The organism is Sphingopyxis sp. YF1 (genome assembly GCF_022701295.1).
Classification (GTDB): Bacteria; Pseudomonadota; Alphaproteobacteria; order Sphingomonadales; family Sphingomonadaceae; genus Sphingopyxis.
Window position 1 is genome coordinate 4,026,525 of record NZ_CP033204.1, and the last position, 12,730, is coordinate 4,039,254.

Genomic DNA, 12,730 nt, shown 5'->3' on the forward strand with positions numbered 1-12,730 from the left:
TTGTGCTGAGCTTGTCGGGCCGTAGGCGGCCGTAGGCCTACCACCGTTCTTCTTCCTTCACCGTTGAAAGAAAGGACGGCCCCCTTCGACTGCCTGCAAAGGCAGGCGCTCAGGGTTGAACGAGGCACGTGACTCGTTCAACGCTTCGACAAGCTCAGGGCGAACGGTTCATATTGAACGCACGCCGCTCTAGAATTTCCCCCGCCTTCGCCGGGGCGATGGCATCAGCCCCGGCAATCCTCGATCAGCCGCCCGATTTCCGACTGCACCGGCAGCGTCAGCGTGCGGCCGTTCGCCGCTTCGAGCGCGAAACGCCCGCGGCTGAAGGCGATGCGATCGAGGCGCCCGTCGCGCGCGGGCAACTGGGCACGGTTGCCGCTGAGCTGCAGCCGGTCGGTTCCCGCGCTGGTCTTGAGGTCGACGCCCAGCGCTTCGCCCGCGGCGCCGAGCCCGGCGGTCAGGTCGATCGCGCCGCCGCTGCACGCCATCGTCACCAGCGGCGCGGCACCGCCCGCCTGGGCGAAGGTCGCGGTGCGCGATCCGGCATCATAGCGCCACTCGCCGGCGTCGAGCCGGCGCTCGTCCCATGGCCGGACGGCGGCGGGCGGCGGAGCGGGGGCTGGCTGCGGCGCGGCCGCGACCGGGGTCGGCGCGGGCGCCGGCGCCGGGGTCGGCACGGCGGTACAGCCGGCCATGGCCAGCAGCATCGCCGTCGCGGTGAAGGGCCGCCGGGCGGCGCGCAAACTGGTCATCGGGAAAACCCCCGCAAATCGATCGCTTCGTCGATGCCAACGCGCGGCACCGGCCATTGGTTCACCGCTGCATCCTCGTCGGCGTAGCCGATCGCCAGCCCGGTGAAGAGAATCTGGTCGTCGCCGAGCGCCAGCGTCTCGCGGATCGTGCGTCCGTACATCGCCCAGCATTCCTGCGGACAGCTCGCGAGCCCATGCTCGACGAGCAGCAGCATCACCGATTGCAGCCACATGCCCATGTCGGCCCATTGCGGCGGACCCATGATGCGCGAGCAGTGGAGGAACAGCATGACCGGTGCGCCGAAGCCGGTGTAATTGTGCATGAACTGCGCGAGGCGGCCCTTCTTGTCCTCGCGGGCGATGCCGAGCGAGGCATAGAGCCCCTCGCCGACGCCGAAGCGGCGGCTTTTCCACGGATCGACCAGCCCCTTGGGGTAGATGTCATATTCGGGTTCGTGCCCCTCGCGTCCCAGCGCGATACGCGCCGCGACCGCGGCCTTGACGTCGGCCCAGGGTTCGCCCGCGAGCACGACCGCCTGCCACGGCTGGAGGTTGCCGCCCGACGGCGCGCGCTGCGCGGCGGCGAAGATTTCCGCGAGCAGGGCCGGGTCGACCGGCCGGTCGGTGAAGGCGCGGACCGAGCGGCGCTTGTGGAGCGCGGCGGTGACCGGGAGGGAAAGCGTGTCAGTCGCTGGCATATTTGTCCTCGCGGCGCTTGCCGAACAGCAGTTTGCGTTCGAGCCGCGCCTTCAGCTGGCGGTAATAGGAAAGAAGGAAGACGTCATCCTCCTCCGCGACGGGCCGCCCGATCTTCGCGCGGATCGTATCGGCGACCTCGCGCATGGCGCGCGGATCGCCCGCGCGCAAGATGCGCTCGAGTTCCTGCAGCTCGAAGATGCCGTAGACCGCGAGCTCGGCCTCGGTGAAGGCAATCGGCCCGGCGCTTTCGGCTTCGGCGGCGATATCGCGGTCGAGCCGGGCGCGCTGCGCCATCACCACCCAGGTGCCGGCGATGAGGTCGCCCATGCGCATCCGGTCGCGGTTGAACAACGGAAACAGGCTGAGCGTTAGCGACCAGGCAAAGCCCGCGAGCACGGTCCACGCCGACGCCATGTCCTCGGCCGCGGCATTGCCCAGCATCATCAGCGGCAGGAAGAGTTCGAGCTCGCGGATCAGGTTGCGCGCGACCACCGCGTCGGCGGTCAGTCGTCCGCCGTCGCGCGCGACGACGCGGATGCCGACCAGCCGCTTGCCCGGCGTCGCCGCGCGCTGTCCGAGCTCGAAGCCAATGAACCAGAAGGTCCGCAGCAGGAAGAAGCCGAGCAGCCAGATGCTGGCGAACAGGTTCGATTCGGTGGCGAAGCCGGCCCACGCAACCGCGAGGGTGAAGAGGATCAGCAGCAACAGCATGATCGCGAGATCGACGATCAGTGCGCCCAGCCGCAGCCCCGAACTGGCGATCTTCAATTCCAGATCGACGCCTTCGGGGGTGATGAACTGGCGGATCTTGCTTTTCTGCGCTTGGCGCAGCCGGGTGTTGGCGGCGGCGCTCATGCCGCCTCCCCGCGCCGCGGCAGGTAATAATAAGCGAGCCAGAAGAGGAGCATCAGCGTTCCGATCGCATAGCGCGTGATCGTATCGGTGATCAGCTGGCGCCCGAAACCTTCGAGCAGCCCCGCGGCGAGCAGCATGATGATCACCCCGACCATCACCTTGCCCGCGGTGCGCCCAGCATCGGACGCTGCCTGCAATCGGCTGCGCGCGCCGGGAAAGACGACCGCAGCACCGATCCGCAGCCCCGCCGCGCCCGACAACGCCGCGGCGAACAATTCGGTGGTGCCGTGGATGAACAGCCAGCCGCCGAAGTCGAAGCCCAGCCCCTTGCCCGCGAACACCGCGACCATCGCGCCCAGGCTGATCCCCTGGTAGAATTCGAGGATCATCGTCGGAATGCCGAAAGCGAAGCCCAGCGCGAAGGACATGATCGACACCCGGCTGTTGTGGGTGAACAGGAAGGTCGCAAAGACGTGCAGCCCGTCCTTTTCCTCTTCGCTCACCGCCTTGCCGTGGCCCAGCGTCGATTGCAGATAGTCGGCGGTGGCGCGCGGGTCGCGGCCCCCCGACAGTTCCTCGGGCACGAAATTATAATACCATTCGGGTTCGCTCGCGACGAGCGACCAGCTCGTCGCCATGCCGAGCAGGATGATCAGCGCGATGATGACCGTTTCCTTCCACACCGCCTTGACCGCAAGCGGCCAGTCGCGCGTGAAGAAGCGGATGGTGCGGTGCAGGCGCGATTCGCGAACGCCGTAGATCAGGAAATAGCCGCGCATCGACAGCGCCTCGAGATGGTCGAGCAGCGCCTTGTCGAGGCTGGTCGCGCGCGCGATCGACAGCGACGACAGCGTCGCGCGATAGAGGCTGGGCAGTTGCAGCAGCTCCTCGCTCGACAGGCCCTTGGCACCCTTTTTCTCCAGCCGCGTCAACAGCGCGTCGAAGGCGATCCAGTCGGCCTCGCGCTCGGCGCGAAAGCGGCTCGTCGAAAAGGCGGGGGCGGCGGGGACCGCGGCCTGGGCGGGAGGAATCACAATGTGCCTCCGCGCTTGATGCCAAGATAGGCTTCGACCGCGCCCGCCGCCATCGCGTCGGCGGGGACCTCGATCACGTCGGCGCCGAGCCGCTGGAGCCGCGCGATCACCAGCTGGCGGTCGCGCAGCATCGATGCCGCGACGTTCGACCGCGTGATGTCGGCGGCGCTTTCGGGGCGGCGGCGTTCCTCACTCTCCAGTTCCTCGTCCTTGAGCACGACGAACAGCAGCCGGTGCTTCTTCACGAGCCGCCCGGCGGCGCGGATCATCAGGTCGGCGCTCGTCGCGTCGGTGAATTCGGTGAACAGGATGATCAGCGAGCGGCGGTTGAGCGTCGCGCCGAGGGTCGACAGCGCGAGGGTGAAATTGCTTTCGACATGCGCATAGTCGATCAGGCTCGCGGCGCGCTGCAACGCGGGGAAATCCTGCGTGTGCATATAGGCGGGGGTCATCGCCTGCGGCTTGGCGGCGAAGGAGAAGAGGCTGATCCGGTCGTTGAGCTTGAGCCCGACATAGGCGAGCAGCAGCGCCGCCGACACCGCGCGGTCGACGCGCGGCATGGCGCCGACGGGTTCGGCCATCGTCCGCCCCGCATCGATCGCGAGCACGACGCGATTGTCGCGTTCGACGCGATATTCCTTGGCGAGCAGCTTGACGTGCCGCGCCGACGCATTCCAGTCGATCGCGCGCCGGTCCATCCCGGGCTGATATTCGGCGAGCGCCTCATATTCGGTCCCCTCGCCGCGCAGCCTTTGCTGCCGCAGGCCGAACCAGCTGTTGCGCTGGAACAGGCGGCTACCTTCCTCGGTCACCGCGCGCAGGCTGGGGACGACGCCGACGCGCCCGTCGATCGCGAAGCGGCGCTGTTTCCAGACCAGCCCGAGGGGGCCGGTCCAGCGGATCGTCAGCGCCTCGATCAGCGCCGACCCGCGGCGTGCCGCGGCGAGCGTCAGCGTGCGCGCCAGCGTGCGGGCACGCCCGCCGCCGCCGTCGTCGACCGCCCGCATGCTGGCCGCGAGCCGCCCGCCGGTGGCCAGCCGTTCGTCGAGTGCGAGCGCGATCTCGGCGCGCGCGGGCACGGGGGTCGGGCTCGTCGCGGTCAGTTGCAGGTCGAACGCATCGCCGACGCCGACCTGACCCGGAAAGCGTGCATCGAGCGCCAGCTTGCGCGGATTGGCGCCGACCGCGGCGTCGATCGCCAGACAGGCGAGCAGAAAGGCGATCCACGCCGGCGCGGCGATCCACAGTTCGGGCCGCATCAGCCCGAGCAGCAGCGCCGCGGGCGCACCCGCGAGCAGCAGCCATATGGTCCGCCGCGTCGGGTAGATCACCGCGGCACTTCCTCGTGATCGAGCAGCGCGGCGACGACCTGTTCGACGCTGCGGCCCTCGATCTCGGCCGCCGCCGACAGGATGACGCGGTGCCGCAGCACGCCGCCCGCCAGCCGCTGGACGTCGTCGGGGATGACATAGTCGCGCCCGTCGAGCGCCGCGGCGGCGCAGGCGGCGCGCGCGAGCAGGGTCGCGGCGCGCGGGCTCGCGCCGCATTCGAGGTCGGCACTTTCGCGCGTCGCGCGGATCAGGCGGACGATATAGTCGACGATCTCGTCGGCGAGGCGGACCGTCGCGATCGTGTCGATCGCTTCGCCGATCGCGGCGGCATCGGCAACCCGCGCCACGCCGAAATCGGCAACTGCGGGGCTCTTGAAGCGCCCGCCATGGTCGGCGACGATGCGCCGCTCCTCGGCGGCGTCGGGATAGTCGACGACGAGCTTGAACAGGAAGCGGTCGAGTTGCGCCTCGGGCAGCGGGTAGACGCCCTGCTGCTCGATCGGGTTCTGCGTCGCGAGCACGGTGAAGCGCGGGCTCATCGCATGCGGCTCGCCGTTGATCGTCACCCGCCGCTCCTGCATCGCCTCGAGCAGTGCGGCTTGCGTCTTGGGCGGGGTGCGGTTGATTTCGTCGGCGAGCAGCAGTTCGGTGAAGATCGGCCCCTTGGTGAGGGTGAAGCTCGACGTCTGGAAGTTGAACAGGTTCGACCCCAATATGTCGCCGGGCATCAGGTCGGGGGTGAACTGGATGCGCCCGAAATCGAGCCCCGTCGCGCGGGCGAAGGCCTGTGCGAGCAGGGTCTTGGCGGTTCCCGGCGGCCCTTCGAGCAGCACATGGCCGCCCGCGAGCAGGGCGATCGTCACCATCCGCGTCAGCGGCTGCTGTCCGAACACCGCCTTGCCGACTTCGGCCTCGATCGCTTCGCCGAGCGCCTTGACGCGCGCGACGCCCTTGGCTCCGTCTCCCTCGCCGAGATTAGCTGTCACGGATTAAGTCCTTCCTGATGTCGTGCAGCGCCTGCGCGTCTGCGAGCAGTTCATGGGTGTTGCGCGCGCGGACCAGCCGCGCCGCGAGGGTCGAAAAACGGTCGCGGTCCGCGGGCAGATGCTTGTCGATCCACGCATCGGTCGCAGCGTCGTCGAGCCCGCGCGGCGCGTGCAGCCGCCGCGCGATCGCGGCGCGCAGGCTGGCGACATAGGCGGCCGCGCCCTCGAGTTCGCGCCCCGCCTGCTTGATCAGGTCGGCGCTGTTCGCGATCAGCGCCGCCTTCGACACCGGGATCGCGCGCTGCGGTCGCAGCGGCGGGCCGAAACGCGCCCACGCCTGCCACAGCGCGAACAGGAAAGCCGCGATCAGGCACAGGGTTACCCCGATAAAGGGCGGCACGAAGGCGAAGCGCAGCAGCGAACGCCCGCCGCCGATGCCGTTGAGCGTGACGTCGAAGGCGAAGCCGTCGGCATCGGCATCCTCGGCCAGCGCGTCGAGCAGCGCCGCGGCGGCGGCGGCGCGCTCGCGCGAGGCAAAGGCGAGATTGTTGAGAAGGTCGGGGTCGGACAGGATGTAGATGTCCTTCGACGCGGCGCGCGCGAGGATCGCGGCGCCGTCGGGTCCCTCGGCCAATATGTCGAGACCGTCGCCGGCGATCGTCTGGACGGTGGCGGGGAGCGCGAGCGGCACCGCGCGGCCCGCGAGCCACGCCGACGCGCGCGCCGGCGCTTCCTTGTGCAGGATTTTCACCTTGCCGAACTCGCCCTCGGGCACCAGCCGCGCGGGCGCCGGAACCGGGACGCCGACCCCGGCCCAGCCGGGCTTCACCTCCTGCCCGGGGACGGTCATCGTCTGCCATTTGGGCAGGATGATCAGCACCGGCGACCCGCCCGCCTTGGCCAGCAGGTTGGCGACCTCTTCGGGGCGCGTGCGCTGCGTCGGGGTCAGGACGATCAGCTGGGTGAAATCGTCGTAGCTGTAGGGCTCCTCGCGCCGCAGCACCTCGACGCTCGCGCCCGCGCGCTCGGCGAGGTCGACGATTCCGGCATAGCCCGGCGCCGCTTTCGACAGCGCATGGCCGCCGCCATTGTTGCCCGCGCTCATCTGCGGGCCGAGCGCCATCAGCGCCCACAGCGCGATGAAGGCGACGATGCCGATCGCGATCACCCCCGCGATCAGCCGCGGGTTGAAGGGATTGCTGCCGTCCGCCTCGCCGCTCATGCGCGCGCCCAATTCTGCGGGACGGTCATTTCGGCATAGGCGGAGCGGCATTGCTGCCAGGCGCCGGCGTCGATCGCGCGACCGCCGAAGAGGCTGATCTCGACCGCGCGCGCGATGCGGCTGAACGCGTCGCGCGCGACCGCGGGCAGGTCGCGCGCTTCGGCGAGTTCGCGCGAGGTCATCGCGGGGCGGACCAGCCCGGGCCGCCGGCTCTCGATATCCTCGACGCTGCGATAGAGCAGCAGGTGCGCGGCCTCGGCGAAGCGGCCCTCGGCGGCGAGCGCATCGGCCTCGGCGAGCAGCGCGCGCGCGATGCCCGCTTCGGCGTGGCCGGCGACGGCATCGGCCTCGTCGGCGGGTTTGCGCCACCACATCCGGTCGTCGATCCACTGCGCGAAGGCGGGGACGAACAGATAGAGCAGGAGCAGGACGAGCAGCCCGAGCGCGGTCCACAGCAGCGGCTGGGCCAGCGGCGCGGTCCATTCGAAAAAGCTTGCGATCGCGCGGCCGAGCGCGCGCAGCCATTCGGGGGTGTCGGGCGGCGGCGGGGGCGGCGGAAAGCCGGTCTGGATCGTGTCGCCCGCCATCGTCTGGGTATAGCCCGGATCGACGAGTTCGGGATCGAGGAGCCAGGTCTGGCTCCCGGCGGCATTCGGCGACGCGGCGGCCGTCGATGCCTGGGCGATCCACAACGATATCATAGTGAAAGGATAGCCCGGCCCCGCTTGCTCATCGCAGCAAGTGGTAGCGCGATGCGGCGCGACAAGGCAAGAGATGCTTGCGTGCGGAACGGCCCCGTTCTAGCGCGCGCCGGCATGCCGATGGTTGCCGGTGCAACCAAGGGGCGATTTTGGGAGAATCGAGCGTGGATGCGGCGCAGGCGGTGCATGAAAAATTCCTCGCGGCGCTGGCGGGGGGCACGCTGCCCGACCGCGGCGACGCGCCCGATCCGGCGTCGGCCGGCCTGTCGCGCGCGCAAGCGACCGACATCTTCCTGTCGCAGCTCACCAGCCGCCAGATGGACCGGCTGTCGCGCCACCTGCAGGCGCGCGGCGAGGGCTTCTACACGATCGGATCGTCGGGGCACGAAGGCAATGCCGCGGTCGCGGCGGCGCTGCGCGTCACCGACATGGCGTTCCTCCACTATCGCTCGAACGCCTTCCAGCTGCACCGCGCGCGCCAGCTGCCCGGCGAAACCGCGACATGGGACATGCTGCTGAGCTTTGCGGCATCGAGCGAGGACCCGATCTCGGGCGGACGGCACAAGGTGATCGGCTCGAAGCCGCTCAATATTCCGCCGCAGACCTCGACGATCGCCTCGCACCTGCCGAAAGCGGTCGGCGCGGCCTTTTCGGTCGGCATCGCGCGCCGGCTCGGCATGACCGGGCTGCCGCTTCCCGAGGATGCGGTGGTGCTCGCGAGCTTCGGCGATGCGTCGGCGAACCATTCGACCGCGCAGGGGGCGTTCAACACCGCGGGCTGGTCGGCGTTCCAGGGGTCGCCGATGCCGCTGATCTTCCTGTGCGAGGACAATGGCATCGGCATTTCGACGCGAACGCCGACGGGCTGGATCGAGGCGCAGTTCCGTCATCGCGCCGGGCTCCACTATATCCAGTGCGACGGCACCGACCTTGCCGCGGCCTATGCCGGGGCGTGCGAGGCCGCCGACTATGCGCGCCGCTATCGCAAGCCCGTCTTCCTCCACATGGCCACGGTTCGCCTCTACGGCCATGCCGGGTCGGACGTGCAGGGCGCCTATCTGCCCAAGGCGCTGATCGAGGCCGACGAGGCGCGCGATCCGCTGCTCAGGGGCGCGGCGTTGATGGCGCAGCAGGGCTGGATGACCCCGGCCGAGATCGCCGAGACCTATGAAGAGATCGGCGCGACGCTCGCAAGGCAGGCCGAGGCGGCGATCCTGCGGCCCAAGATCACCACGCCCGCGGGCGTGATGGAAAGCCTGATCCCGCCCAAGCGCGACGTCGCGCGCGCCAACACGCCCTCGGCCGAGGAGCGCAAGGCGATGTTCGGCAGCGACGCGCAGGCGATGGACAAGCCGATGCACATGGCACGGCTGCTCTCGTGGGCGCTCGCCGACCTGATGCTCGCGCACAAGGAGATCGCCGTGATGGGCGAGGACGTCGGGCCCAAGGGCGGCGTCTACAATGTCACCGCCAAGCTTCACCAGCGCTTCGGCTCGGCCCGCGTCATCAACACCTTGCTCGACGAACAGGCGATCCTCGGGCTCGCGATCGGTATGGCGCACAACGGCTTCGTCCCGATGCCCGAGATCCAGTTCCTCGCCTATGTCCACAATGCCGAGGACCAGATTCGCGGCGAGGCGGCGACGCTCAGTTTCTTCTCGAACGGGCAATACACCAACCCGATGGTGATCCGCATCGCGGGGCTCGGTTACCAGAAGGGTTTCGGCGGCCATTTCCACAACGACAACAGCCTCGCGGTGTTCCGCGACATCCCCGGCGTCATCCTCGCGGTGCCGTCGAACGGGCGCGACGCCGTCCAGATGCTGCGCGAATGCGTGCGGCTGGCGCGCGAAGAACAGCGCGTTGTCGTCTTCGTCGAACCGATCGCGCTCTACATGACGCGCGACCTGCACGAGGAAGGCGACGGCCTGTGGACCAGCACCTACGAAGCCCCCGGCGAAGGTGCGCCGATCCGCTTCGGCGATGTCGGGGTGCATGGCGACGGCACCGACCTTGCGATCGTGACCTATGGCAACGGTTATTATCTCTCGCGGCAGGCCGAGAAATTGCTCGCCGCGGACGGCGTCAAGGCGCGCGTGATCGACCTGCGCTGGCTCGGGCCGGTCGACGCGGACAAGCTCGTCGCCGCGGTGGGCGATACGCAGCGCGTCCTGATCGTCGACGAATGCCGCATCACGGGATCGCAGAGCGAGGCGCTGATGGCGACTTTCGTCGAGCGCACGCCCGAAAAGAAGCTCGCGCGCATAGCCGCCGACGACAGCTTCATTCCGCTCGGCAAGGCCGCGACACTGACGCTGCCGAGCCGCGACAGCATCGTTGCGGCGGCGCGTGACCTTCTCGCGCAACGCTGAAAAACAAACCGTTCGCCCTGAGCTTGTCGAAGGGCCGTCCTTTTGACCGAAGAGAGAAGAACAGTGCTTCGACAAGCTCAGCACGAACGGGTTAGGGGTTTGGGATGACTGCAACCAGGAAAACCGCGCTCGTTATCGCCCCCGGCCGCGGCACCTATGGCAAGGGCGAACTCGGCAGCATCGCGCGGCTGCACGGCGCACGCTTTGCCGACCGCATCGCGAATTTCGACGCCCAGCGCCGCGACCGCGGCCAGGCGACGGTCAGCGAACTCGACGGCGCCGATCGCTTCAGCGTCGGGGTGCATATGCGCGGCGACGTCGCCGCGCCGCTGATCTACACCGCGACCGCGCTCGACTGGCTCAGCATCGATCGCGACCGATATGACGTCGTCGCCGTCGCGGGCAATTCGATGGGCTGGTACAGCGCGCTCGCGCTGGGCGGCGCGGTGTCGGTCGAGGACGGTTTCCGCATTTCGAACGCGATGGGACTCAACAGCCAGACCCACGGCCCCGGCGGGCAGATCCTGCTCCAGGTCGTCGACGAGGACTGGCGCCCGGTTCCCGGCCTGCGCGCAACCCTGTTCGACCTCGTCGCGTCCATCGCCGCGCGCCCCGGCCACGCGCTCGCGCTGTCGATCGATCTCGCCGGCATGCTCGTCCTCGCCGGAAATGAGGAAGGCCTTGCCGCCCTCCTCGCCGAAGCCCCGCCGACGCCCGGTCGTGACCCGCTTCGCCTCGCGGGGCACGGTCCCTTCCACACCCCGCTGATGTTCGGCAGCTCGGACAAGGCCCGGGCCGAGCTGCCTGCTTCGCTCTTCGGCACGCCGGCGATCCCGCTGGTCGACGGGCGCGGCCATATCTGGCGGCGCTTCGCATCCGATCCCGCCGCGATGTGGGATTACACCTTCGGTCACCAGATCCTCGCGCCCTATGACTTCGCGCTGTCGGTGCAGGTCGCGGTCAAGGAATTCGCCCCCGACGTCGTCATCCTGCCGGGTCCCGGCGACACGCTCGGCGGTGCGATCGCGCAATCGCTGATCGGCATCGAATGGCAGGGGATTGCCGGCAAGGCCGATTTCATGGCGCGGCAGGCGGCCGATCCGATCCTGCTGTCGATGGGCCGCGCCGAACAGCGTGCGCTGGTGATCGCCTGACCGGGGCGCGTTGCGCCCGCATCCGCGCGACCATGCGCGCCACGGGCATGGCGCTGCGTAACGAAGGCGGGTGATGAAAGCTGGTGACCCCTACGGGAATCGAACCCGTGTTTCAGCCGTGAGAGGGCGCTAACATACGCAATCCCGCCGGTTGCTGATGCGACCGGAAATGATCAGAAACAAAGGATATCAAGGGGATTCCGCCTAGCGATGTGTCGCATTGCGCCACGGTGTTTCTCTATGTATATTGGGGAAATATTAGGGAAGTGGCGAAGGGGTAAGCGATGGCGCGCGTGGTTCAGGACACGAAGCTTGCGAAGCGCGAGCATCGTTTGCGGCTTGAGGCTCGTAAGAAACCCTATTGGATGACACTCAACGAAGGCGAGCATCTGGGCTATTATCGGGGGGCACGCGTCGGCAAATGGGTTGCGCGGTATCGCCGGGCCGGCGCGGGCGCGAATTATCAGGAAACCACTATCGCCGAGGCGGACGATAGTGCTGATGCCGATGGCACAGTGATTCTGAATTTCAAACAGGCACAGGAAGCCGCGCGCGGTTGGTTTCTATCATTGGAGAAAAATGCCGGACGTAGGCGCGGTGCCTATACAGTTTCCGATGCCTTGGACGATTACCTGCACGGCTTTCAGGGCAAAGATGTCGCCAACACGCGCCGCCGGATCGAAGCCATCGTGCGCCCCCAGATGGGGCATCACGAGGTCGCGGCACTCACGACACAGATTGTTCATGACTGGCTCATAGGTCTTGCCAGCGCGCCTGCCCGACTGCGAACTGCCAAAGGCGCATCGCAAAACGTTCGCATGACAGCGGACACCGACGAAGCCCGTCGCAGCCGCCGGTCGAGTGCCAATCGCATTCTCACTATTCTGAAAGCCGCGTTGAACCGCGCCTATCGTGACGGGACAGTCGGTGCTGACGATGCTTGGCGCAGGGTGAAGCCCTTTGCGAAGGCCGATGCGCCCCGCTTGCGATACCTGACCGACGATGAAGCCCGGCGTCTGACCAATGCCACCGACCGCGCGTTTCGACCGATTGTTCAGGCCGCGCTGCTTACTGGCGCGCGCTATTCCGAACTCGCGAGATTGGAGGTTCGCGATTTCGACCGGCAATCACAGACTGTCTGGCTTCGCGAAACGAAGGCCGGGACGCCTCGCGCGGTCTATCTTGAAGGCGAAGGGGTCGAATTATTCGAACAGGCGACGGTCGGCAAAGAAGCTGACGCTTTGGTTTTTCCGCGTCCTGACGGAAAGAAATGGGGGCCATCGCATCAGGCCCGTCCCTTGGCGGCTGCATGCGTCGCCGCCAAGCTTGCGCCAACAGGCTTTCACGATCTGCGCCGAACTTACGGGGCACGGCTGGCGTTGCGCGGCGTGCCGATAGCCGTGATCGCCGAGGCATTGGGTCATGCGGACGAACGCATCACGCGGCGCCACTATGCGCACCTTTCCAAATCCTATGTTGCGGATACGGTTCGAACGGCCGTTGCGGGGCTGGGGATTGTTGAAGCGAGCAATGTCGCTAGATTGGAACCGGCTCGGCAGCCGTGATTGTTGCCGTGATCGGGACAGATTGTTCCGCATAGGGAAGGTTTTCGGTCGATCCGGCC

At 68.1% G+C, this 12,730-nt stretch carries 11 protein-coding genes; 3 read left to right on the plus strand and 8 right to left on the minus strand.

What is annotated here, in order from left to right; all coding sequences use genetic code 11:
* Nucleotides 1-224: 224 nt before the first annotated feature.
* From EAO27_RS19430 to EAO27_RS19465, 8 genes are read right to left on the minus strand one after another with little or no spacing between them, the layout of a single operon-like run.
* Entirely contained in the window at nt 225-752 is a 528-nt protein-coding gene (locus EAO27_RS19430; protein WP_242773968.1) for a hypothetical protein, read from the minus strand.
* A complete protein-coding gene (locus EAO27_RS19435) occupies nt 749-1,450 on the minus strand; it encodes a nitroreductase (RefSeq protein ID WP_242773971.1) in 702 nt (233 codons plus the stop codon). Before EAO27_RS19435 ends, EAO27_RS19430 begins: the two co-directional genes overlap by 4 nt.
* Nucleotides 1,437-2,306 (minus strand): RDD family protein, encoded by an 870-nt coding sequence (locus EAO27_RS19440; RefSeq protein ID WP_242773973.1) that lies wholly within the window; start codon nt 2,304-2,306, stop codon nt 1,437-1,439. Before EAO27_RS19440 ends, EAO27_RS19435 begins: the two co-directional genes overlap by 14 nt.
* On the minus strand, nt 2,303-3,340 hold the full coding sequence (locus tag EAO27_RS19445) for a stage II sporulation protein M (protein ID WP_242773974.1): 1,038 nt from the start codon (nt 3,338-3,340) through the stop codon (nt 2,303-2,305). Before EAO27_RS19445 ends, EAO27_RS19440 begins: the two co-directional genes overlap by 4 nt.
* A complete protein-coding gene (locus EAO27_RS19450) occupies nt 3,337-4,671 on the minus strand; it encodes a DUF58 domain-containing protein (protein WP_242773976.1) in 1,335 nt (444 codons plus the stop codon). The genes EAO27_RS19445 and EAO27_RS19450 overlap by 4 nt, the downstream gene beginning before the upstream one ends.
* Nucleotides 4,668-5,657: a MoxR family ATPase gene (locus EAO27_RS19455; protein WP_278190108.1), complete on the minus strand. Its 990-nt coding sequence runs from the start codon at nt 5,655-5,657 to the stop codon at nt 4,668-4,670. The genes EAO27_RS19450 and EAO27_RS19455 overlap by 4 nt, the downstream gene beginning before the upstream one ends.
* On the minus strand, nt 5,647-6,879 hold the full coding sequence (locus EAO27_RS19460) for a DUF4350 domain-containing protein (RefSeq protein WP_242773979.1): 1,233 nt from the start codon (nt 6,877-6,879) through the stop codon (nt 5,647-5,649). The genes EAO27_RS19455 and EAO27_RS19460 overlap by 11 nt, the downstream gene beginning before the upstream one ends.
* Nucleotides 6,876-7,580: a DUF4129 domain-containing protein gene (locus EAO27_RS19465; protein ID WP_242773981.1), complete on the minus strand. Its 705-nt coding sequence runs from the start codon at nt 7,578-7,580 to the stop codon at nt 6,876-6,878. Before EAO27_RS19465 ends, EAO27_RS19460 begins: the two co-directional genes overlap by 4 nt.
* A gap of 164 nt (nt 7,581-7,744) precedes the next feature.
* Here EAO27_RS19465 and EAO27_RS19470 point away from each other — a divergent pair, with 164 nt between their 5' ends.
* The 3 genes from EAO27_RS19470 to EAO27_RS19480 all read left to right on the plus strand — a co-directional run bounded on the left by EAO27_RS19470 (nt 7,745) and on the right by EAO27_RS19480 (nt 12,671).
* On the plus strand, nt 7,745-9,952 hold the full coding sequence (locus EAO27_RS19470; protein WP_242773984.1) for a thiamine pyrophosphate-dependent enzyme: 2,208 nt from the start codon (nt 7,745-7,747) through the stop codon (nt 9,950-9,952).
* A gap of 104 nt (nt 9,953-10,056) precedes the next feature.
* Nucleotides 10,057-11,106, plus strand: coding sequence for an ACP S-malonyltransferase (locus tag EAO27_RS19475; RefSeq protein ID WP_242773987.1), 1,050 nt, complete (start codon nt 10,057-10,059; stop codon nt 11,104-11,106).
* Nucleotides 11,107-11,390: 284 nt separating this feature from the next.
* Nucleotides 11,391-12,671 carry a site-specific integrase gene (locus EAO27_RS19480; protein ID WP_242773990.1) on the plus strand — a complete coding sequence of 427 codons (1,281 nt, stop codon included), beginning with the start codon at nt 11,391-11,393 and terminating at the stop codon, nt 12,669-12,671.
* The last annotated feature ends 59 nt before the right edge of the window (nt 12,672-12,730 follow it).